Here is a 21,184-nt window from a genome sequence, read left to right on the forward strand (position 1 = left end):
ATTGGCCCTGATCCTAGCCGTTAAGATGCCAGATCGCCCCGTTCAGAAGGGTAGCAAACCCGACCCAAAGCACATAGGGGATCAGAAGGATGCCCGCCAGCCGGTCAATTTTGAGAAACATCGCGCAATTGACGATGATCAGGGCAAGCAGGATCACAATATCGACCAGCCCCCAAAAAGGTGACTGGGCGCCAAAGAACAAAAATGACCATGCGAGATTAAGCGTCAGCTGGAGCCCGTAAACAATAAACAGGCCCTTGGCATTGGCGATGCCGGCTTTGAGCCAGACCCGCCAGCCGCTAAAGGCGATCAGGAAATAAATGATGGTCCACATCGGACCAAACAGCCAGTTTGGCGGATTGAAGGCCGGTTTCTGCAAGCCTGCGTACCAGTCATTGACACTGGTTGCGGTTACGGCACCACCTGCGGCCGATATGATCAGGCACAATACCATAAAGGCAATCAGCGCAAAGACCCGGGTGCGGTGATTGGGGGTACGGTGATTGGGGGTGCGGGTTTCGGCATGTGGATCACGCATTTCCATTCCGATCATTTGGGGCAGCCATGTGGTGATAGTCGCATGTTTCGGACATCATAACCACATGGCATGCGTTTCGAAATCGGCTTGGCTGGTACCCGGTTTATGCAGCCCTTTTGCCCCATCGCGGAAACGGATCAGGCAGATTGGCATAACGCGCCGGATCAAAGGATGAGGCCAGAATATCGTCAGCCTCATCGACAAGGCAGTCCGAAAGACGTTGGCGCAAGGCGGCTTCGTTCATGTTCTGACCGATAAAGACGATTTCCTGACGGCGATCGGCAAAGACCGGATCCCATTTTGAAAATACCATATCGCGCCATGCCGGATTGTCAGGCCATTGATCACGCGGAACCGCGCACCACCATGTGCCAAGGGCCTCTGTCTTGACAGCAGCCCCGGCCTGACTGATTTCACCGACCCAGTCCGGGCGGGTCGCCAGCCAGAAATGCCCCTTTGCACGCAGGACGCCTGGCCATTCGCTATTGATGAAGGCGTGAAACCGTTGCGGGTGAAAGGGCAGGGATGTGCGGAAGGTAAAGCTTTTGATCCCGTATTCTTCGGTCTCGGGCACGTGATCGGCAAAGCCATAGAGTTCCTTGGCCCACAGCGGATGATTTTGCGCCCGTTCAAAATCAAACCGTCCGGTATTGAGGATGCGTTGTGGGTCTACGATGCTGTTGGTGGTTTCGATGATTTCGGCATCGGCATTCAGGGCCCTTAGAATGGCCAGTACCGATTGGCGTTGTTCGGTATCGACAAGATCAAGCTTGTTAACAACGATCACATCGGCGAATTCGATCTGATCAACCAGAAGATCAACAATCGATCTGTCATCCCCGTCGCCCAGGCTTTCGCCGCGGTCGGACAGAAAGTCGGTGGAACTGTAATCGGCAATCATGCGCGCGGCATCGACAACCGTCACCATGGTATCAAGACGGGCAATATCACCAAGCGACTGGCCGTTTTCATCGCGAAAATCAAAGGTAGCCGCGACTGGCAACGGTTCGGAAATACCGGTTGATTCAATCAGCAGATAGTCAAAGCGTCCCTGTTCGGCGAGGCGGCGGACCTCGGCCAGAAGATCATCGCGCAAGGTGCAGCAAATGCAGCCATTGGTCATTTCGACCAGCTTTTCATCGGTCAGGGAAAGCTCCGACCCGCCATTGCGCACAAGGTCGGCATCAATATTGACCTCGGACATGTCATTGACAATGACCGCAACTCGCAAGCCACGGCGGTTGTTGAGAACATGATTGAGAAGAGTGGTTTTGCCTGCACCAAGAAAGCCGGACAGAACAGTAACGGGAAGGCGTTTCATCAGATCGACCATAAATGTTATGTTATAACGTAACATTTATGAGGAAGGGAGCCGTAATGCAATCAAAAAAGTAAGACGTCCCGAAAGGCTTGCCAGAAAGGCCTGGCAAAAGGCCTGGAAAAATGGGCGGGTAAAGGGGGAAGGTAATAGGTGGGGGCACAAGCTGCCGGTACAGACGATCCGGTCAAAAAAAAAGACCCGGCAGGGACCGCCGGGTCTGTTTCGGTATCAGGCCGGTTTGGATGTCTGTCCAAACAGGATTTTCTTGCCTTCTTCCGTCACAGCAGGCTGTGCGGTGAATGGTTCGGCGGCCTTGTAGGCGGCAATGGTGGCCGGGCGCGCCTTGATGGTTTCAAACCAGCGTTTCAGGTTCGGGAAGTCATTGAGATCCTGTTGCTGTTTTTCATGGCTGACGATCCACGGATAGGATGCCATGTCAGCAATGGTATATGCATCACCGGCAATGAAGTCGCGGCCTTCGAGACGCTTGTTCAGCACACCGTAAAGACGGTTGGTCTCGTTGACGTAACGCGTGATGGCATAGGGGATTTTTTCAGGGGCATAGGTGCCGAAATGATGGTTCTGCCCGGCCATCGGACCGAGTCCGCCCATCTGCCAGAACAGCCATTCCATTACCGTTTTGCGGCCGCGTATATCAGTCGGCAGGAACTTGCCGGTCTTTTCGGCGAGATATTGCAAGATCGCCCCGGATTCAAACACCGTTATGGCATCGCCGCCATCTGCCGGATCATGGTCGATGATGGCCGGCATGCGATTGTTTGGCGAAAAGGCCAGGAATTCCGGCTTGAACTGGTCACCGGCACTGATATTGACCGGGAAAATCTTGTAATCCAGCCCGGCTTCTTCAAGGAACAGCGTGATCTTGTGGCCGTTCGGGGTGGGCCAGTAATAAAGGTCAATCATGGGCTTGGGGCTCCTGTGATGATTTTTGAGTGGCAGGGTCAATAAAGGAACCTTGCCAACTGAGACATTATCGGTCAATTTAAAACGAACGTTCCAAAATGCAATACCGGGTCACAGCTTTGTGTTATCAGGCGGGCCCGCAAGGAGACCATTGATGATCCGCTTCTATTTTCATCCGACCCCGAACCCGCAGAAAATCTCGATGATGCTTGAGGCATCCGGGCTTGAATATGAAGTTCTGCCGGTCGACACCCGCAAGGGTCAGCAACATGACCCGGCCTTTCGCGCGGTCAATCCCAATGGCAAGGTGCCAGCCATTGTCGATACCGACGGGGCCGGCGGCACGGAAGTCCGGGTGTTTGATTCCAATGCCATCCTGATGTATCTGGCCGAAAAGTCCGGCAAGTTTCTGGGCAAGCCGGAAGATCGTGGCGAGCTTCTTTCATGGTTGATGTTCATTGCCACCGGTCTTGGTCCGTTTTCCGGTCAGGCGGTGCATTTCCAGTATGTCGCCCCGGAAGGCAGCGATTATGGTGTGAACCGTTACCGCAATGAAATCGCCCGGCATTATCAGGTTCTTGAAGATCATATGAAGGGCCGTGAATTTATTGTCGGCGATGAAATGACCATCGTTGATATTTCGGCCTGGGGCTGGATCGACAAGGCGCCCTATGTGCACAAGAACCCGGATGTGATGGATAACTATCCCAACCTGAAACGCTGGTTCGCGGCGATGAACAGTCACCCGGCGGCAATTGCCGCACGCGATGTCGGCAAAGGTCACAGCTTCAAGACCGAAATGGACGAAGACGCCAAACGCGCAATGTTCCCGTCAAACTACGTTTGATTGGGCATTCCTTTGTGAGAGCGATCACGCCGGGAAGTTTGGTCTTGCAATGAATGCATCTTTAAAGTGCAATAGTTGTTATATTTTGCAATCAAAAGGCCATGCCCAAACTTTTCGAAAGAGGTTGCTTGCATGCAGGAACTCGAACTTACAGACGGGCGAATTGTGCGCGTATGGTGGCTGTTGACTTGGCGATCGTTTGCGGGGGCGTTTGTCGGCGGCTTTGTGATCAGTTTCGTTATCCATTTTGGTATCGGCTTCTTTAACAAGGTATCTGGCGCAACGCTTGACGGCGGATTTATCGTTTGGCTTTTCAATGCTCTATGGATGTTTTTCTGGCAGTTCATCGTTGTACGGATGATGCTCCGAAAACATTATAAAGGTTTTCGTCTGGCGATTGTCGCCGATGACGTGCCTGAAGCGGCAGAAGCCAGTCACACCGTGACCTCCGCATGAAAATCGCGCTGTCGGCTCGCGCGCTTCAGGTCGCCAGATGTAAAAACACCCCGGTTTTGGACGGGGTGTTTTTCGTTATCCGATCAAACAGGATCATGGTTGGTGATCAGGACTGCGCCGCCTTGCGATCGGCGACCATTCTGATGGTCAGGCTGATGATGCCAGCCAGGATACCGACCGCCATCACCGACAGATAACCGCCGCCGGCAAACAGCTGGGTGCCAAGAACCGAACCGGATGCCATGCCGACAAACATCACGGTAAAGAAGACCGAGTTCAGTCTGCTGCGGGCTTCGGGGGCGATTTGATAGACAATGGTCTGGTGCGAAACCAGAGACGCCTGAACCCCCAGGTCAAAGCCGATGGTGCCAATGGCAAGGATGGCAAGCTGTGCACTGACCGATGACAGTGCGGGCACCATGCACATGATGGCAAAGGACAGGATCAGGATGACGGAGCCCAGTTTGGTAACCCGTGCCGGGCCATGGCGATCGGCAAGGCTTCCGGCATAGCGTGCCATCAGGGCCCCGACAGCACCAAGCAAGCCAAAGGCACCGGCAACGTCACTGCCAAGCCCATAGCGTTGATGGAGGATCAGCGAAAGCGACGACCAGAACGCGCTGAAGGCAACCGCAAGGAATGCCTGTGCAATGGCCGCATGGCGCAGCGATGGATGTTCAGCCCAAAGATGAGCAAGGGATTGCAGGAGTTTGGGATAGCTCATCGTTGCGTGGGTTTGGAACGGTGGCAGGATTTTCCAAAGCGCAAAGCCGATGATCAGGATTTGAACCGCAGCGAGTTGCAGCACAATCCGCCATCCGAAATATTCGGCGATCACGCCACTGACCGTGCGTGACAGCAGGATCCCGATCAAAAGACCGGTCATGACGGTACCAATGGTTTTGCCATGCAGATGTTTGGGCGACAGGATGGCGGCGGCCGGGACAATGTCCTGGGCCATGGTTGCGGTGATGCCGATCAGAAGACTTGTAAACAGGATGGTGTTCAGGCCCGGTGAAATGCTGCCGGTCAGAAGCATGGCGGCAAGCAGGACACTTTTAAGAACGATCAGGGTCCTTCGATCATAACGGTCGCCAAGCGGCAACAGGAACAGAATGCCCAAAGCATATCCGACCTGGGTCACGGTCGGGATCAGTCCGGTTGTCCCGACACCAAGCCCAAGTTCGGTCCCGATCATGTTGAGAACCGGCTGGGTATAATAGATCGAGGCCACGGCCGATCCCGCACCAAGGGCAAGCGCAAAGATGATGTTGCGCGACGGGGCCGCCGTGATCTGCTGCGGATCAGCAGTTGTTTGCGCGGTGGTCATTGAAAGCTCCGTAAAGCGGAATTGATTTTGGCCCAGAATATGGATGACGCGCTGGTTTGGTAGAGGGTTGTGCGGTAAGATGGTTATACGTAAAGCGTATGATAGGTGATGAATGTCTTCCGTTGATCGTATGGAGTTGATGCAAACATTTGTGCGTATCGTGGATGGCGGAAGTCTGTCGGCGGCGGCGGGATTGCTTGGCACGACCCAGCCGACCATCAGTCGCCGGTTGCGGACGCTTGAGGATATGCTTGGTGTCGAGTTGATCCTGCGCAATACGCATGCGATCAAGCTGACCGATGACGGGGAACGGTGTTATGCCCATGCCCGCACCCTGATCGAGGGGTGGGACGCCCTGACCGAAGAACTTTCGGGTACGGACGGAGAACCGGTCGGGCGGCTTGCGGTCAAGGTGCCCCATGCCTTTGGGCAGGATCAGTTGCTTCAGCCGCTGATCAAATTCCTGAAACGCTATGACCAGGTCAGTGTCGACTGGGTCCTGAGCGACCGCCCACCGGACTTTATTTCCGAACGGATCGATTGCGCCATTCATGTTGGCGCGGTGTCCGATCCGTCACATGTTGCCGTGCTGCTTGCGGAAATCCCGCGTATTGTTGTCGCCGCACCGGACATTCTGAAAAACAGACCCGTTTGTGATGTCGGGATGCTGGCGGATCTGCCATGGGTATCGCTCAAGACATTTTACGGGTCGGAAATATCGCTGCAAAATATCGGCAGTCAGGAACTAGTCCGGTTTCCGATCAAGCCGCGTCTGAGTACAGACAGTCTGTTTGCAACCCGTCAGGCGGTGCTTGGCGGGCTGGGGGCGGGGATTGTGTCGCGCTGGATCGTGACCGATGACCTGCGAACCGGAAAGCTGGTGCATTTATGCCCGGACTGGCAAGCGTCATCCTTGCCGGTTTATCTGGTTTATCCCTATGCCAGCTATTATCCGGCACGCATGCGGAAGTTTTTTGAAATCCTGCGCGATTTCATGCCAGGCCTGGCTGAGGTCGAAGCCCCGGCGCACAGGCGATAAAGCCACATATGAAAACACCCCGGCTTTGACCGGGGTGTTTTCGGTTGGATTGGATACGGGATCCGGTGATCAATCGGTATTTTTGGATCCGAAATGTTTGTTGAAGTGCAATACCAGCAGGGTAACGATTGCCCCTGAAAGCAGGTAAGCACCAACACCGGGCAGGCCGAACTTGTCACACAGATACAATGCGATCAGTGGGGCAAAACCGGCACCGAGCAGCCAGGCCAGATCGGATGTCAGGGCAGACCCGGTATAGCGGTATTCGCGTTTGAAGTTTGAGGCCAGCGTCCCGGCCGCCTGACCAAAGCACAGGCCAAGCACGGCAAACCCGCCCAGAACGATCATGCCTTCATTGATGATGTTGAAGGAATAAAGCAGCGGGGTCAGAACAGCACCCAGGAAGATGATCCCGGCACTGTATCCCAGCAGGCGACGACGACCGAGCTGATCGGCGATGAAGCCCGATGCGACAATGCCAAAGGCGCAAAGCACGGCACCGACACCCTGGGTCAGAAGGAACTGCCCCGGATTGCCGTTGGCATACAGATAAACCCAGCTGAGCGCAAAGACCGTGACCAGATGGAACAGCGCGTAGCTGACCATCGGGACCAGTGCCCCAAGCACAACGGTACGACCATTATGTTTGAGCGTGTCCATCACGCGGGCGGCTTCGAGTTCGTTCTTTTCAAGAAGATGGCCGAACTCCGAGGTGGCAACCAGACGCAGGCGGGCAAACAATGCGACCACGTTGATGGCAAAGGCCACGAAGAACGCATAGCGCCAGCCAAAGGCCAGGAAGTCATCGGGATGCAGGGTCAGAAGCAGATAGGCAAACAGTGAAGATGCCAGCATGAAGCCAAGCGGTGCGCCCAATTGCGGGATCATCGCATACCAGCCCTTGCGGTTGTCCGGCGCATTGAGTGCCAGAAGCGATGCAAGACCATCCCAGGCACCACCCCATGCAAGACCTTGCAGGAAGCGGAAGCTGCACAGCAGATAGATCGCAAGAACACCGGCCGAGGCATAGCTTGGCAGGAAGGCCATCGCCGCGGTCGAACCGCCGAGCATGAACATGGCAATCGTCAGTTTGACGCCACGGCCATAATGCCGGTCAACCGTCATGAAGACCAGCGAGCCCACCGGGCGGGCGATAAAGGCCAGAGAGAAGATGGCAAAGGAATACATGGTGCCGACCAATGCCGTTTCGCCGGGAAACAGCAATTGCGGGAACACAAGTACCGATGCGATGCAGTAAACGAAAAAGTCGAAAAATTCCGAAGTCCGGCCGATAATCACGCCAAGCGCGATCTGACCGGGATCGTTGGTTGCGTCGGCATTAAGATGCCGTGCGTCGCGTTCCAAACCTGATGAGGTGGCGGTCGCGTAGTTTTCTGTTGTTTGGTTCACGCCGTTCTCCCTAAATCACTGGTCGGACCTTTTGGTCCTAACTACTTTTGATTGGATCACAAATTCGGATCAAAGGACGATACGACTTTGGATCGAGTCTAAGTATAGACATGTGAATTGCAAACGTCAGTGTCAATTATCTTTCTGCACCGCACAACGTTAGGTTTACATTGGAATGATAATTGTCATTAAGACCCAGCTATGCACGGCGGGTATCTTGACATTGTTGCGATGCAGCTATAGCAATTCCCGCGAAATTCCGACCTGGCGGGTTTTTGAAAAAAATTTGCCAAAATTGTGCCCTTTCCGTGGATGTTTGGAATGATTATTCCTATATGCCGTTGCGACGGGGTACGACGTGTGGCGATCTCCGATGGGTCGTTCATGCGGCTCGCAGGCATATTGTTGCCTGTGAGAACATCTTCCAGAAACTGACAAAGTATGAAGCGCATGCTTTCAAAACTTGTACGCGGCGTCGCTGTAGCCTCGATGTTTTCGCTTCTGGCCGGTTGCAACCTGGTTGTTATCGACCCGTCGGGTGATATCGCGTCCCAGCAGTCCGATCTGATTATCGTTTCCACGATCCTGATGCTGCTGATCATCGTTCCGGTGATGGCACTGACTGTCTTCTTTGCCTGGAAATACCGTCAGGGCAACAAGGACGCGGAATATGATCCCGAATGGCACCATTCCACGAAGCTGGAAGTCGTCATCTGGTCCGCACCACTGGTGATCATTATTGCGCTTGGCGCGATCACCTGGGTTACGACGCATACGCTTGACCCGTATCGTCCGCTGGACCGTATTGACGCTGAACGTCCGTTGGCCAAAGATCACGAACCGATGGTGATCGAAGTCGTTTCCCTCGATTGGAAATGGCTGTTCCTGTATCCGGAACAGGGCATTGCGACCGTCAATGAACTTGCAGCTCCGATTGATACCCCCATTCAGTTCAAAATCACTTCTTCGGGTATCATGAACTCCTTCTTCATTCCGGCTCTTGCGGGCCAGATTTACTCGATGGCGGGTATGGAGACCAAACTCCATGCCGTGATCAACGAAGAGGGCGTTTATGAAGGCTTCTCGGGGAACTATAGCGGTGAGGGATTCTCTCACATGCGCTTCAAGTTCCACGGCCTGAGCGAAGAAGGCTTTGACAAATGGGTTGCTGATGTGAAGTCCGACGAGAACTTCCTTGGCCGTTCCCAGTATCTTGAACTCGAAAAGCCGAGCGTCGCCGAGCCGGTTCACTACTACAGCGCAGTGGACCCGGAACTCTATACCGCGATCCTCAACATGTGCGTCGACCAGTCGAAAATGTGCATGAACGAGATGATGGCGATCGACGCGAAAGGCGGCGGTGGACTGGCTGGCATCTATAACGTGATGTCGCTGACCTATGACGTGCCGCATATGCGCGGAAGTCAGCCGTTGCCCGAAAGCAAGTCCTATGTGGCGTCGCTTTGCACCACGCCTGAAAGTGGTTTTTCTGGCGAGCTTGCCAATCTGCCCTTGTTTGACAATGGACAGAGTGCACGCGCCATGAGCATTGCGCCCGCAGGCGTTTCGACAGGGTTCTGAAGCAGTGCCGGTTGGTGAAAGCCAACCGGCCCTTCGCAGTTTTCGCACCGGGTATCTGGTGCCTTGCTGCATTTGAAAGAAGAGTAATCCGATGTTCTCTAATCCGGACCTTTTACATTTTATATTTGGCCGGCTGTCAATCGACTCCATCCCGATGTTCCACGAGCCGATTGTCGCCGTGACATTTGCTGCCGTGGTGCTGGGCGGGCTCGTCGTTGTTGGCGCGCTTACCTATTTCCGTTTGTGGGGATATCTCTGGAACGAGTGGATCACCTCGATCGATCATAAAAAGATCGGCATCATGTATATCATTCTGGCGATCGTCATGCTTCTGCGTGGCTTTGCCGATGCACTGATGATGCGCGCCCAGCAGGCGATCGCGTTTGGGGATGTTGCCGGTTATTTGCCGCCCGACCACTATGACCAGATCTTTACCGCGCATGGCGTGATCATGATCTTCTTCGTGGCGATGCCGCTGGTGACCGGTCTGATGAACTTCGTTGTGCCGCTGCAGATCGGCGCGCGCGACGTTGCATTCCCGTTCCTGAACAATTTCAGCTTCTGGATGACCACCTGTGGTGCCGTCCTGATCATGGCATCGCTGTTTGTCGGTGAGTTTGCAAAAACCGGTTGGCTGGCCTATCCGCCGCTTTCGGACATTGTCTATAGTCCGGGTGTGGGGGTTGATTACTATATCTGGGCCTTGCAGATTGCCGGTGTCGGTACGTTGCTTTCGGGGGTGAACCTGATTGTGACCATCGTCAAAATGCGTGCACCGGGCATGTCGATGATGAAGATGCCGGTCTTTACCTGGACCTCGCTTTGCACCAACATCCTGATTGTTGCAGCATTCCCGGTTCTGACCGCGGTTCTGGTTCTGCTTGGTCTTGACCGTTATGCAGACACCAACTTCTTCACCAACGATCTTGGCGGTAACGCCATGATGTACATCAACCTGATCTGGATCTGGGGTCACCCGGAAGTGTACATCCTGATCCTGCCGGCGTTTGGTGTGTTTTCCGAAGTTGTATCGACCTTCTGCCGCAAGCGCCTGTTTGGCTACAGCTCGATGGTTTATGCCACGGTGGTTATTACCATCCTGTCCTACATCGTCTGGCTGCACCACTTCTTCACCATGGGTTCGGGCGCAAGTGTGAACGCCTTCTTTGGCATCACCACCATGATCATCTCGATCCCGACCGGTGCAAAGGTCTTCAACTGGCTGTTCACCATGTATAAGGGCCGCATCAGCTTTGATGTGCCGATGCTGTGGACGATCGGTTTCATGCTGACCTTTGTCATTGGTGGCATGACCGGTGTTATGCTGGCGGTTCCGCCGGCTGACTTCGTGCTCCATAACAGCCTGTTCCTGATTGCCCACTTCCACAATGTGATTATCGGTGGTGTGGTCTTCGGGATGTTTGCCGGTATCGTTTACTGGTTCCCGAAAGCATTCGGCTTCAAGCTTGATGAATTCTGGGGCAAGATGTCGTTCTGGCTGTGGACCATCGGCTTCTACTTTGCCTTCATGCCGCTTTATGTTCTTGGCCTGATGGGCGTTACCCGCCGCATGAGCCACTTTGACGATCCGTCGCTTCAGATCTGGTTCGTTATTGCGGCCTTTGGTGCGGTTCTGATCGCCGGTGGTATCGGTTCGTTCCTGATGTCGATCGTGGTTGCCGTTATCAATCGCGAGAAGCTGCGTGACGAAACCGGTGACCCGTGGGGTGGTCGTACGCTGGAATGGTCGACTTCGTCGCCGCCCCCGGCTTACAACTTCGCCTTTACCCCGGTTGTTCATGAACTGGACGCCTGGGCGGATATGAAAAAGCGTGGCTTTGTACGTCCGACATCGGGCTTCATCGATATCCACATGCCGAAAAATACCGGCGCTGGCTTTATCCTGGCTGCGATTTCGCTTGTCCTTGGTTTCGCCCTTGTCTGGCACATCTGGTGGCTGGCTGCTGTCAGCTTCATCGTGCTGGTGGTTGGTGCGATTGCGCATACCTTCAACTATGACCGTGATTATCACATCCCGGCAGATGAAGTTGTGAAGACCGAAGACGAACGTACCGCCCTTCTGGCAAAACAGCAGGCGTAAGGGAATGACAATGGCGAATAATACTGCCTCTCAGACCGAAACGCCGGTCTTTTACCTGAAAGAAGAGCATCACCCGGAAACCGGCACGATGCTTGGCTTCTGGATCTATCTGATGAGCGATTGCCTCATCTTTGCGATCCTGTTTGCAACCCATGGCGTGCTTGGCCGCAACTATGCGGCCGGGCCTTCGCCGGCGGATCTGTTCGATCTTGAACTGGTGGCGATTAACACCTCGATGCTGCTGTTCTCGTCGATCACCTATGGCTTTGCCATGCTTCAGATGGAAAAAGGCAAGATTGCCGGCACCCAGCTGTGGTTGGCGATTACCGGTCTGTTCGGGATCGCGTTCGTCGGGCTGGAACTTTACGAGTTCCATCACCTGTGGAGCATTGGGGCAACCCCGATGCGCAGTGGCTTCCTGTCGGCGTTCTATACGCTGGTTGCGACCCACGGTCTGCACGTGACATTCGGCATCATCTGGCTTGTGACCCTGATGGTTCAGGTGTCCCAGCGCGGACTGATCCCGGAAAACAAGCGTCGTCTGATGTGCCTGTCGATGTTCTGGCACTTCCTTGACGTGGTCTGGATCGGTGTCTTCTCTGTCGTTTATCTGCTGGGAGTTCTGGGATGAGTGCACATTCACACGCACATGATGACCATCACGGCGATGGTGCCTCTCACGGTACTTTCAAAAGCTATCTGATCGGTTTCATCCTGTCGGTTATCCTGACAGCGATCCCGTTCTGGCTGGTGATGGATGGCGTTCTTGACAGCAAGGTCGCGACCGCACTTTGGATCATGGGTCTTGGTGTGGTTCAGATCGTGGTTCACATGATCTACTTCCTGCATATGAACACCAAATCCGAAGGTGGCTGGAACATGCTGGCGCTGATCTTCACCATCGTGATCGTGGCGATTGCCATCGCCGGTTCGCTGTGGGTGATGTATCACCTCAATACCAACATGATGCCGCAGATGGATCATGAAATGATCAAAAGCTTTGGCTAGGCCGTTGCTTGATATCTGAAGGGGGCGCGATACTTTACCGGTATCGCGCCCTTTTTCGTTCGCAGACACAGATGCCCTTGGAAAGAAAGCGAGATGACGGACAACCGCCTTTCCCGAACCGCCAAAACGACCACAGCGCCGCAACCATCGCGGCGCGGACCATCCATGACCACCCGGATTGTGGTTCTGGCACTGGCGGCCATTCTGTTTTCCGGGTTTTGCGCCCTTGGATACTGGCAGATCGAACGCCGGGCCTGGAAACTTGATCTGATTGCGCGGGTTGATGCACGCGTGCATGGCGAAGCCCAACCGGCCCCACGCCGCGATGACTGGGCCAATGTCAGTCGCGAACGCGATGAATACCGCAAGGTGACGGTTACCGGCACCTATCGCAATGACCTGGAAAGCCATGTCTATGCCGCGACCGATTACGGGGCGGGCTATTGGGTGATGACGCCGCTTGAACGCGACGATGGCACGATTGTCATGGTCAATCGCGGCTTTGTCCCGACCGACCGCCGCAACCCCGCCACCCGCAGCGATGGCATGGTTGACGGGGAGGTCACGGTGACGGGGCTTCTGCGTCTTGACGAGCCGGTCGGGACATTCATGCGTGACAATGTGCCCGGGGATGATCGGTGGTATTCGCGCGATGTCCGCGCCATGGCCGAAAAGCGCGGGCTTGATGCCAATGATGTGGCCCCGTATTTCATTGATGGCGACGGGGCGGAAAACCCGGCAAAGCTTCCGGTCGGCGGACTGACCCGGATCAGTTTCCCCAACAATCACATGTCCTATGCGCTGACCTGGTTTGGCATGGCGGCATTGACGATTGTTGCAGCCTGGATCGTGTTGCGCCCGCGCCGGCGCCGCGAAGAGGGTGACGACCCGGGCGAGGATTGATCCTTCCGCGACCTGATACCGAAGAACAAAAAAGCCCGGCATTTCAGTTGCCGGGCTTTGTTTTGCAGATTACGTCGCGACCGGTTGGGGAAGGGACCTGTTCGCGTGTTGGGCAGGATCACGGATTGGTGTGATCAACCACTTCGCCGCGTGCCGGGTAGCCCTTGGCAATCACGAAATCAAGCGCGCCAAGGATCTGGTCAAAGGCCGGGCGGGCAAACGGCATGGTCTGGACCGTGCCGAAATAAAGGGTGCCGTCCGGGCGGACCAGAAACAGACCGGGTTCGGAAAAGATCGCCGGTTCTTCATAGCCACTTGAGGTCACGCCGTTCGAGGTCGAGATGTAAAGACCCCATTCGCGGGCCTTATCAAGATCAAGCCCATAGCCGAGATCAAGGTTTTCAAGGCCCCATTTTGCCTTGGCCTCGGTCGCACGGTCTTCGCCGTCCGAGGACAGGACGACAACATTCACGCCGCGTTTGGCAAAATCGGCGAGCTTGTTATCAAGGTCCTTAAGATATTTGCCGCAGATCGGGCAATGCAGGCCGCGATAAAACACGACCATGGTGAAGTTTTCCGGTTTCTGATCGGCCAGCGACCAGGTGCCGCCCCCGACCAGCGGAACGCTGAGAGACGGGACAGGCTGACGGGGCAGAAGCGGGGTAATTGCAGACATTTCGTTCCTCAAGACTTGGTGTATGTGCTGTTTGATTTTATTATGGAATGATCATTCTATAATGCAACATGTTTCGAGACCGATCACTGAACCGTGATCGGAAACAGCGGTCTGCGGGGTTCACAAACCGGTCAGTTCAGGACTTCGAGAATGGTGTTGGTGTAATCTTCAAGCGTTTCACGATCCGCACCGCGGCGCGACATCAATTGAACGCCCTGGATCGACCCTGCAAGAAAGCGCGCCAGTGCGCGGATGTTCTTGTCCTTTGAAATCGTACCATGTTTGATGCCGCGGCTAAGCGCGGCGGCGAACATGTCTTCGACCCGGCGAAAGGCCTGATGGGCGATGGCCGCGGTTTCGGGATCATGCGGGGCCAGTTCCATGCCCGAATTCACAATCAGACAGCCTTTATGTTTGCCTTCTGCGCAGCCGGTTTTGGCAGTGTCGCGGAAAGTCTTTTCAATTGCTTCGCGGCCGTCTTCGATTTCGCGAAGATTGGCAAAACGCTCGGAACTGATTTTCTGGCTGTAATGGTCAAGCACGCGCAGGAAAAGAGCCTTTTTGTCGCCAAAGCTTGCATACATGCTTGCCCGGTTCAGGCCGGTTTCTTCCACCAGATCCTGAACAGAGGTCGATTCAAAGCCTTTGCTCCAGAAGATGTTCATTGCGTTATCAAGAACGCTTTCTTCATCAAATCCGCGGGGGCGCGCCATGACATTTCCTTGGGTAGTGACGAGAACACTGGAACGAGTGTTCTATAACTGTTTTAAAGATGGATCGGCTGGCCTGGAAAATCAACCGCTGTGGCATCACGGCAGGGTGCAGCCACACGCATATCGGGCCTATATCCGATCAAGGGTCACGAAACTGTAGTCCGGACCATCGGGATTGTCGATCCTTTGACGGGCGGTTTCGCGCCATTCATCTTCTGCCAGCGGATCAAGGAATGTGTCGCCGTCGATCTTTGCGTGAACTTCGGTCAACTCAAAGCGCGTCGTAAAAGGCAGGGCGAGGTGATAAATCTGGGCGCCACCGGCAATGATGACTTCATTGATCCCGTCGCGCAGCGCAATTTCGTCGGCAAGCCTGATGGCCGTTTCGATGTCATGGCAGACGCGGACATTTTCATGATCAAATGACCAGTCTTTATCGCGGGTAACGACGATATTGGTCCGTTTGGGCAACGGGCGCCCAATGGCTTCAAACGTGACGCGGCCGAGGATCATCGGTTTGCCAAGGGTCAGGGCCTTGAACCGTTTAAGGTCTTCGGGCAGTTCCCACGGCATCCAGCCATCCTTGCCGATGGCGCCATTTTCGGCCGCAGCAACAACCGCAACCCGTTCAATCCGTTCATTGTTGTTTGCAGGCATCAGACAGCAACCTTGCCGGCAATATGCGGGTGCGGGTCATAACCGACCAGTTCGAAATCCTCGAACTTGAAATCAAAGATCGATTTGACATTGGGATTGATTTTCATGGTCGGCAGCGGGCGGGGATCGCGCGAAAGCTGCAATTCAACCTGTTCAAGGTGGTTGGTATAAAGATGCGCATCGCCAAGGGTATGGACAAAATCGCCAACACCAAGATCACAAACCTGGGCAATCATCATGGTCAAAAGCGCATAGGATGCGATGTTGAACGGCACACCAAGGAAGATATCGGCACTGCGCTGATACAGCTGACAGGAAAGCTTGCCGTCCGCGACATAGAACTGGAACAGGCAATGGCAGGGCGGAAGCGCCATATTGGGCACGTCGGCCACGTTCCAGGCCGACACGATCAGGCGGCGGGAATCGGGATTGTTTTTGATCTGATCGATCAGGCCGGTGATCTGGTCAATGGTTTCCCCATTGGCCCCGCGCCATGACCGCCACTGGCCGCCATAGACCGGGCCAAGATCGCCGTTTTCATCGGCCCATTCGTTCCAGATGCGCACACCGTTGTCTTGCAAATATTTGACGTTGGTGTCGCCATCAAGGAACCACAGCAACTCATGAATGATTGATTTCAGATGCAGTTTCTTGGTGGTGACCAGCGGGAAACCTTCGGACAGATCAAACCGCATCTGATGGCCGAAAATCGATACGGTGCCTGTACCCGTGCGGTCTTCCTTGCGCGTGCCGGTGTCGCGCACCAGACGCATCAGATCAAGATATTGCTGCATGCTCAGTCCTGCGTTTTTCGGAATCGTCTTTGGGGCAGCATAGTCAGGTCGGCGGTCATCGGCAAGCAACGCAGTGTCCCCTTTGATATCGCGTTTTAAACACGCCCCTGCTGACGGTTCCTGTCAGGAGAGATCGCGCAAATTCACCCCGTGTGGCTATACTTGATCGCATGAAATTTTGGCGCGTTTAACGCAGGGAGTGTCGGTCATATGCGAACAGAAGTTCAGTGGGTTGATTGGGACGGAAAGGGGCTTGAACATTGTGTCTGCGAAACCGACGCCGACGGGATCAAGCTTGAGGGTGTGGTGATTGGCACGCGTGAAGGCCAGTATGGCGGATCATACCTTGTTGTGACCGACGCGTCATATGCAACGCGCGAAGTCCGGGTAAGCTATGTCGGCGGGGCGCATATGCATGTCACCTCTGACGGCAAGGGAAACTGGTTTGACTGTCTGGCTGATCGGGATTTGCCGGCTCTGACGGGCTGTTTTGATGTGGATATCGGCATCACGCCAGCAACAAACATGCTTCCGATCCGGCGATTGCAACTGCCTGCGGGGGAGGTGTGCGATATTTCGGCGGCCTATGTGCCGCTTCCAAGTCAGATCGAGGGTGATTTTTTGCCGTCGCGTGCAGCACAACGTTACAGCTGTCTGATTCCGGGGCGTCGTTATCGTTATGAGGGGCTGTTTCGCAATTTCTCGGCAGAGCTTGAAATCGATGAAGCCGGACTGGTGATCGATTATCCCGATACGTTCCGCCGTGTTTGATGGCGGGGAAAATCGGCAATCCGGCATTGTCCGGATATCGGAATGTTCCGTTCGAATGAAAAAAAAAGATTTCCCAAATCCCCTTGTGAAAAGGACCCGGTTTGACCTATATAGGGGCTGTCGGGGCAACCCGACTACGGCGCTAAACTGCGTGACAGAATAGGCTTTACGGACCCGGGGGCGGTACCCGGCGGCTCCACCAAATTTATCGGTTGTCCGACTCAGACAATCTTCGTGGGGCCGAAATAGGATCGACGTGAGCAGTAAAAGTCAATGTGGGCGCTCGGCATGGTACCACCGCATCGGGCCAATGTTTGTAAATGCAAACGACAACAATGCTCCGGTTGCTGTTGCCGCCTAAGCGGTACTAGCACCAAAGCGAAATTCCGGTTGCCGGGAGCGGTAATCTGGTGGGGGACGGGGCACCTAGCAACAGAACGCCCCACTCTTGTATTTATTCCCCGCTTCGTTATGAATAGAGTCATTATAAGGCACTCCAAGATGCAATTGGCGTGCAGAGATGCTATATGACAATGACGGGATTTGCCGGAAAGCACCGGTATCCCGCCAGATACAGGATTACTGATGCAGAAACCGGAAGAATTCCGTTACGATCTTATGGTCGACCAGGCGCTGCGCGGCGTGGTGAAAGATATTCTTGCGCGCGTGGCTGAAGAAGGCCTTTTCGGCGAGCATCACTACTATATCACTTTCCAGACCAACCATCCCGGTGTTGCACTGCCTGAAAGTCAGCGCAAAGCGCATCCCGACAACATCACGGTGGTGTTGCAGCACCGGTTCTGGGATTTGAAGTCCGAAGATGACCATTTCTCGGTTGGAATGAGCTTCGATGGCATGCCGACCACTGTGGTCGTGCCTTTTGATGCGATGCTGGCCTTTGTCGATCCGTCTGCCAACTTCATGCTGACCTTCAGCGTCGAAGAAGAAATGGATGACGATGATTTCGACTTTGAAGAAGATGATGATCTGGATGCCGATCTGATGGATGACGAAGAAGCGGCACCGACGCTGGTGGCCGAACCGTCAAAATCATCGCGCAAAAAATCCAAACCCGATGCGGGCGAAACCGGCGAGGTCATCGCACTGGACGCGTTCCGCAAGAAATAAGACCGGCCCGCCTTCGGGCGCATGGCCGGAACATCGATCGCGGGTCTGACACCAATGTGTCGGACCCGTTTTCATTTCCGGTCAGGCAATCGCCAAATAGGTCGACAGGGTGCCCACCGACAGGATGGTGGTGATCAGGATCATGCGTCCGGTCAGTACACTTTCGCGGTTGTAAAATTCGGCCAGCATGAAGGGCCCGGTCCCGGTCGGAAGGGCTGCAAGCAGGACCGCAAGATGGGCCATGTGGCCCGGCAGGCCAAGAACCGGCACCGCCATCACCCAGGTCAGGGCCGGTTGGACAACCAGTTTGAGGATCACGAAAATCCCCGTGGTGCTCCATTTTTCGTGCTTCTGATTGGCGGTGCGATCAGCCAGAAACAGTCCAAGTGCAATCAGTGCGCACGGGGCGGCCGCCCCGCCAACAAGTTTCAGATAAACATCGACCGGGCCGGGAATTTCCCACGGGGACAGCATCACCACTGAGCCAAGGGTCGGCGCAATCAGAAGCGGGTTTTTGACCAGTGCCTTGAGGGTCTTGAGAATGATGTCAAAACGGCTGGTTTCCTGTTGCAGGCCAAATTCGATCAGGATGATGGCAATGGCAAACAGCACACAGGCGGTCAGGATGGTGGCAATCAGGGTTGCGGCCAGACCGCTTTCACCAATCAGGGCCAGAACAAGCGGGAAGCCAAGGAAACCGGCATTGGCGTAACTGGTGGTAAGGCCGTCAATCACCGCATCGACCAGATGATGGCCGCTGGCAATCCGCATGATGATGGTCAGTATGAAAACCACGCCACAGCCGAAACCAAAAGCCAGAATGAAGTCAGGTTGCCAGATTTCATGGGGTTCGGCCTTTGCCATGATGTCAAACAACAGGGCGGGCAGGGCAAAATAGACCACAAGCCGGTTGATTTCGCGCGTGGCGGTCGGACCAAGGGCACCGCCTTTGCGCGCGATCCATCCTGTCAGGATCAGTGCAAAAATCGGCAGGATAATCAAAATCTGGGAAAGCATGGGCAAACCTGAAACAAAAAACGCACCCGATTGTGGGTGCGCAACCTTGATGCACTTTTAGAACGGGTAATGTCTAGGGCAGGATCAATCAGCGCGCTATCAGAATGATCGTTTACAGGCAATAGACACCCAATAACAGGCTTTGCTTATCCGCAGAACTGCGTATTTGCGGGCAAAAAACGCATATAAGGGCAAAGAACGTGGAAATTTCTTTGTCGAGGCGCTATGTTCCGCGTCAATTATCGAAAAAAACAATCCCACCTTGTTTTGAGAGAGACGAGAGCCTTCCATGAGTGATTTTGTCTATAAACCCATGTTCGATCAGGGGAAGGACACGACCCCGTACCGCAAGATCGGCGATGAGGGTGTTTCCACCGTTGACGTCAATGGCGAGACCTATTTGAAGGTTGAACCCGAAGCGATTGAAAAACTGACCCTTCAGGCGTTTTTCGATTGTTCGCACCTTTTGCGTCCGGGCCATCTTGAACAGCTTCGCAAAATCCTTGATGACGAAGAAGCCACACCGAACGACAAGTTCGTTGCGATGGATCTTCTGAAAAACGCATCCATTGCCTCGGGCGGGGTTTTGCCGATGTGTCAGGATACCGGAACGGCAATCGTCATGGGCAAACGGGGTGGCAAGGTCATCACCGATGGTTCGGATGAAGAAGCGCTGTCCAAGGGTATCTGGCAGGCCTATCAGAAACATAACCTGCGCTTCTCGCAGGTTTCCCCGATCAACATGTTCGAAGAAAAGAACACCGGGTCGAACCTTCCGGCACAGATCGATCTTTATGCGACCAAGGGCGATGAATATAAATTCATGTTCATGGCAAAGGGCGGCGGGTCTGCCAACAAGACCTTCCTGTTCCAGCAGACCAAGGCGCTTCTGAACCCGGAAAGCCTGCGCAAGTTCCTTGACGAGAAAATCCGCACCCTTGGGACGTCTGCTTGCCCGCCGTATCACCTTGCCATCGTCATTGGCGGTACGTCGGCGGAAGCCTGCCTTAAGACCGTCAAAATGGCGTCTGCGCGTTATTACGACAACCTTCCGACCGAAGGTGGCGAGCATGGTCAGGCCTATCGTGACCTTGAATGGGAACAGAAGGTTCTTGAGATGACCCGCGAAATGGGCATCGGCGCACAGTTTGGTGGCAAGTATTTCTGCCACGATGTGCGTGTGATCCGCCTGCCGCGCCACGGGGCAAGCTGCCCGGTTGGTCTGGGTGTTTCGTGCTCTGCCGACCGTCAGATTCTCGGCAAGATCACCAAGGACGGTATCTTTATCGAGGATCTCGAACATGATCCGGCGAAATACCTTCCGCAGGTCACGGACGAGCATCTTGATGACGAAGTGGTCAAGGTTGACCTGAACCGTCCGATGGATGAAATCCGCAAGCAGCTTTCGCAATATTCGGTCAAAACGCGCCTGTCGCTGACCGGGACCGTGATTGTGGCCCGTGACATCGCGCATGCCAAAATCAAGGAACGCCTTGATGCCGGTGAAGAGATGCCCGAATACCTCAAAAACCATCCGGTTTATTATGCCGGTCCGGCGAAAACCCCGGAAGGCATGCCTTCGGGTTCGTTCGGCCCGACCACGGCGGGTCGTATGGATGCCTATGTCGAGCAGTTCCAGGCCGCTGGCGGTTCGTTCGTGATGCTGGCAAAAGGCAACCGTTCGAAGGCCGTCAAGGATGCCTGCGCGAAATATGGCGGTTTCTATCTTGGATCGATCGGTGGCCCGGCTGCGCGTCTGGCACAGGATTGCATCAAGAAGGTCGAAGTTCACGAATATCCGGAACTTGGCATGGAAGCCGTCTGGAAGATCGAAGTCGAAGACTTCCCGGCCTTCATCGTTATTGATGACAAGGGCAATGATTTCTTTGCCGAATTCGGCATCTGATTTCGATCCGGCCATCGGGAAAATCAAAAACGGCGCAGGGGCAACCTTGCGCCGTTTTTTCATG

21 protein-coding genes and 1 other RNA gene are annotated in these 21,184 nt (G+C 54.6%); 12 read left to right on the forward strand and 10 right to left on the reverse strand.

Translation table 11 applies throughout. The features are described 5' to 3' along the window. Positions 1-13: 13 nt before the first annotated feature. From CU041_RS17325 to CU041_RS17335, 3 genes are all read right to left on the reverse strand, one after another. On the reverse strand, positions 14-538 hold the full coding sequence (locus CU041_RS17325; protein ID WP_101247932.1) for a TspO/MBR family protein: 525 nt from the start codon (positions 536-538) through the stop codon (positions 14-16). Positions 539-641: 103 nt separating this feature from the next. Next, positions 642-1,859 (reverse strand): zinc metallochaperone GTPase ZigA, encoded by a 1,218-nt coding sequence (gene zigA / locus CU041_RS17330; RefSeq protein WP_101247933.1) that lies wholly within the window; start codon positions 1,857-1,859, stop codon positions 642-644. Positions 1,860-2,087: 228 nt separating this feature from the next. Further along, positions 2,088-2,783, reverse strand: a complete 696-nt coding sequence (locus CU041_RS17335; RefSeq protein ID WP_101247857.1) for a glutathione binding-like protein — start codon at positions 2,781-2,783, stop codon at positions 2,088-2,090. Between the two features lie 154 nt (positions 2,784-2,937). On the opposite strand from CU041_RS17335, the gene CU041_RS17340 reads away from it, so the two are divergent. Beyond that, entirely contained in the window at positions 2,938-3,630 is a 693-nt protein-coding gene (locus CU041_RS17340) for a glutathione S-transferase family protein (RefSeq protein WP_068517074.1), read from the forward strand. Positions 3,631-3,762: 132 nt separating this feature from the next. Then, positions 3,763-4,086 carry a hypothetical protein gene (locus tag CU041_RS17345; protein WP_101247858.1) on the forward strand — a complete coding sequence of 108 codons (324 nt, stop codon included), beginning with the start codon at positions 3,763-3,765 and terminating at the stop codon, positions 4,084-4,086. A gap of 106 nt (positions 4,087-4,192) precedes the next feature. On the opposite strand, the gene CU041_RS17350 is transcribed toward CU041_RS17345, so the two are convergent. After that, positions 4,193-5,416, reverse strand: a complete 1,224-nt coding sequence (locus CU041_RS17350; RefSeq protein ID WP_101247859.1) for an MFS transporter — start codon at positions 5,414-5,416, stop codon at positions 4,193-4,195. A 112-nt stretch (positions 5,417-5,528) separates the two neighbouring features. On the opposite strand from CU041_RS17350, the gene CU041_RS17355 reads away from it, so the two are divergent. Continuing rightward, complete coding sequence (locus CU041_RS17355; protein ID WP_101247860.1) at positions 5,529-6,455, forward strand: LysR family transcriptional regulator; 927 nt, start codon at positions 5,529-5,531, stop codon at positions 6,453-6,455. 69 nt (positions 6,456-6,524) lie between these two features. Here the strand turns inward: CU041_RS17355 and CU041_RS17360 are convergent, their stop codons facing one another. Further along, positions 6,525-7,865, reverse strand: coding sequence for an MFS transporter (locus CU041_RS17360; protein WP_101247861.1), 1,341 nt, complete (start codon positions 7,863-7,865; stop codon positions 6,525-6,527). Positions 7,866-8,315: 450 nt separating this feature from the next. Here CU041_RS17360 and cyoA point away from each other — a divergent pair, with 450 nt between their 5' ends. The 5 genes from cyoA (at position 8,316) to CU041_RS17385 (ending at position 13,458) form a co-directional block, all read left to right on the forward strand. Continuing rightward, positions 8,316-9,446 (forward strand): ubiquinol oxidase subunit II, encoded by a 1,131-nt coding sequence (cyoA, locus tag CU041_RS17365; protein ID WP_228195743.1) that lies wholly within the window; start codon positions 8,316-8,318, stop codon positions 9,444-9,446. A gap of 91 nt (positions 9,447-9,537) precedes the next feature. Next, positions 9,538-11,547, forward strand: a complete 2,010-nt coding sequence (cyoB, locus tag CU041_RS17370; protein ID WP_068517079.1) for a cytochrome o ubiquinol oxidase subunit I — start codon at positions 9,538-9,540, stop codon at positions 11,545-11,547. A 10-nt stretch (positions 11,548-11,557) separates the two neighbouring features. After that, positions 11,558-12,178, forward strand: coding sequence for a cytochrome o ubiquinol oxidase subunit III (gene cyoC, locus CU041_RS17375; RefSeq protein ID WP_068517080.1), 621 nt, complete (start codon positions 11,558-11,560; stop codon positions 12,176-12,178). Next, positions 12,175-12,555, forward strand: coding sequence for a cytochrome o ubiquinol oxidase subunit IV (locus CU041_RS17380; protein ID WP_068517081.1), 381 nt, complete (start codon positions 12,175-12,177; stop codon positions 12,553-12,555). The genes cyoC and CU041_RS17380 overlap by 4 nt, the downstream gene beginning before the upstream one ends. A 93-nt stretch (positions 12,556-12,648) precedes the next feature. Further along, positions 12,649-13,458, forward strand: coding sequence for an SURF1 family protein (locus tag CU041_RS17385; protein WP_233433159.1), 810 nt, complete (start codon positions 12,649-12,651; stop codon positions 13,456-13,458). Positions 13,459-13,576: 118 nt separating this feature from the next. Here CU041_RS17385 and CU041_RS17390 read toward each other — a convergent pair whose 3' ends face one another. From CU041_RS17390 to CU041_RS17405, 4 genes are all read right to left on the reverse strand, one after another. Further along, positions 13,577-14,134 carry a peroxiredoxin-like family protein gene (locus CU041_RS17390; protein ID WP_101247863.1) on the reverse strand — a complete coding sequence of 186 codons (558 nt, stop codon included), beginning with the start codon at positions 14,132-14,134 and terminating at the stop codon, positions 13,577-13,579. A 131-nt stretch (positions 14,135-14,265) separates the two neighbouring features. Next, positions 14,266-14,847 carry a TetR/AcrR family transcriptional regulator gene (locus CU041_RS17395; RefSeq protein ID WP_101247864.1) on the reverse strand — a complete coding sequence of 194 codons (582 nt, stop codon included), beginning with the start codon at positions 14,845-14,847 and terminating at the stop codon, positions 14,266-14,268. Positions 14,848-14,976: 129 nt separating this feature from the next. Continuing rightward, positions 14,977-15,504: a dihydrofolate reductase gene (locus CU041_RS17400; protein WP_068517084.1), complete on the reverse strand. Its 528-nt coding sequence runs from the start codon at positions 15,502-15,504 to the stop codon at positions 14,977-14,979. After that, positions 15,504-16,298 (reverse strand): thymidylate synthase, encoded by a 795-nt coding sequence (locus tag CU041_RS17405; RefSeq protein ID WP_101247935.1) that lies wholly within the window; start codon positions 16,296-16,298, stop codon positions 15,504-15,506. Before CU041_RS17405 ends, CU041_RS17400 begins: the two co-directional genes overlap by 1 nt. Positions 16,299-16,508: 210 nt before the next feature. Between CU041_RS17405 and CU041_RS17410 the strand changes: the two genes are divergently transcribed. From CU041_RS17410 to CU041_RS17420, 3 genes are all read left to right on the forward strand, one after another. Beyond that, positions 16,509-17,069 (forward strand): putative glycolipid-binding domain-containing protein, encoded by a 561-nt coding sequence (locus CU041_RS17410; RefSeq protein ID WP_101247865.1) that lies wholly within the window; start codon positions 16,509-16,511, stop codon positions 17,067-17,069. A gap of 80 nt (positions 17,070-17,149) precedes the next feature. Continuing rightward, positions 17,150-17,516: a transfer-messenger RNA gene (ssrA, locus tag CU041_RS17415) on the forward strand. 138 nt (positions 17,517-17,654) lie between these two features. Then, positions 17,655-18,197, forward strand: a complete 543-nt coding sequence (locus tag CU041_RS17420) for an SspB family protein (protein ID WP_068517086.1) — start codon at positions 17,655-17,657, stop codon at positions 18,195-18,197. 81 nt (positions 18,198-18,278) lie between these two features. Here CU041_RS17420 and CU041_RS17425 read toward each other — a convergent pair whose 3' ends face one another. Further along, a complete protein-coding gene (locus CU041_RS17425) occupies positions 18,279-19,214 on the reverse strand; it encodes an AEC family transporter (protein WP_101247866.1) in 936 nt (311 codons plus the stop codon). A 289-nt stretch (positions 19,215-19,503) separates the two neighbouring features. Here CU041_RS17425 and CU041_RS17430 point away from each other — a divergent pair, with 289 nt between their 5' ends. Beyond that, positions 19,504-21,120: a fumarate hydratase gene (locus tag CU041_RS17430; protein ID WP_068517088.1), complete on the forward strand. Its 1,617-nt coding sequence runs from the start codon at positions 19,504-19,506 to the stop codon at positions 21,118-21,120. Positions 21,121-21,184 lie beyond the last annotated feature (64 nt).

The sequence above is a fragment of the Thalassospira povalilytica genome (assembly GCF_002844235.1).
Taxonomy (GTDB): domain Bacteria; phylum Pseudomonadota; class Alphaproteobacteria; order Rhodospirillales; family Thalassospiraceae; genus Thalassospira; species Thalassospira povalilytica.

Bases quoted from the DNA above. Each gene is read 5' to 3' on its own strand.
- CU041_RS17325 (WP_101247932.1), bottom strand. From the start codon at position 538: ATGCGTGATCCACATGCCGAAACCCGCACCCCCAATCACCGTACCCCC.
- zigA (WP_101247933.1), bottom strand. From the start codon at position 1,859: ATGAAACGCCTTCCCGTTACTGTTCTGTCCGGCTTTCTTGGTGCAGGC.
- CU041_RS17335 (WP_101247857.1), bottom strand. From the start codon at position 2,783: ATGATTGACCTTTATTACTGGCCCACCCCGAACGGCCACAAGATCACG.
- CU041_RS17340 (WP_068517074.1), top strand. From the start codon at position 2,938: ATGATCCGCTTCTATTTTCATCCGACCCCGAACCCGCAGAAAATCTCG.
- CU041_RS17345 (WP_101247858.1), top strand. From the start codon at position 3,763: ATGCAGGAACTCGAACTTACAGACGGGCGAATTGTGCGCGTATGGTGG.
- CU041_RS17350 (WP_101247859.1), bottom strand. From the start codon at position 5,416: ATGACCACCGCGCAAACAACTGCTGATCCGCAGCAGATCACGGCGGCC.
- CU041_RS17355 (WP_101247860.1), top strand. From the start codon at position 5,529: ATGTCTTCCGTTGATCGTATGGAGTTGATGCAAACATTTGTGCGTATC.
- cyoA (WP_228195743.1), top strand. From the start codon at position 8,316: ATGCTTTCAAAACTTGTACGCGGCGTCGCTGTAGCCTCGATGTTTTCG.
- cyoB (WP_068517079.1), top strand. From the start codon at position 9,538: ATGTTCTCTAATCCGGACCTTTTACATTTTATATTTGGCCGGCTGTCA.
- cyoC (WP_068517080.1), top strand. From the start codon at position 11,558: ATGGCGAATAATACTGCCTCTCAGACCGAAACGCCGGTCTTTTACCTG.
- CU041_RS17380 (WP_068517081.1), top strand. From the start codon at position 12,175: ATGAGTGCACATTCACACGCACATGATGACCATCACGGCGATGGTGCC.
- CU041_RS17385 (WP_233433159.1), top strand. From the start codon at position 12,649: ATGACGGACAACCGCCTTTCCCGAACCGCCAAAACGACCACAGCGCCG.
- CU041_RS17390 (WP_101247863.1), bottom strand. From the start codon at position 14,134: ATGTCTGCAATTACCCCGCTTCTGCCCCGTCAGCCTGTCCCGTCTCTC.
- CU041_RS17395 (WP_101247864.1), bottom strand. From the start codon at position 14,847: ATGGCGCGCCCCCGCGGATTTGATGAAGAAAGCGTTCTTGATAACGCA.
- CU041_RS17400 (WP_068517084.1), bottom strand. From the start codon at position 15,504: ATGCCTGCAAACAACAATGAACGGATTGAACGGGTTGCGGTTGTTGCT.
- CU041_RS17405 (WP_101247935.1), bottom strand. From the start codon at position 16,298: ATGCAGCAATATCTTGATCTGATGCGTCTGGTGCGCGACACCGGCACG.
- CU041_RS17410 (WP_101247865.1), top strand. From the start codon at position 16,509: ATGCGAACAGAAGTTCAGTGGGTTGATTGGGACGGAAAGGGGCTTGAA.
- CU041_RS17420 (WP_068517086.1), top strand. From the start codon at position 17,655: ATGCAGAAACCGGAAGAATTCCGTTACGATCTTATGGTCGACCAGGCG.
- CU041_RS17425 (WP_101247866.1), bottom strand. From the start codon at position 19,214: ATGCTTTCCCAGATTTTGATTATCCTGCCGATTTTTGCACTGATCCTG.
- CU041_RS17430 (WP_068517088.1), top strand. From the start codon at position 19,504: ATGAGTGATTTTGTCTATAAACCCATGTTCGATCAGGGGAAGGACACG.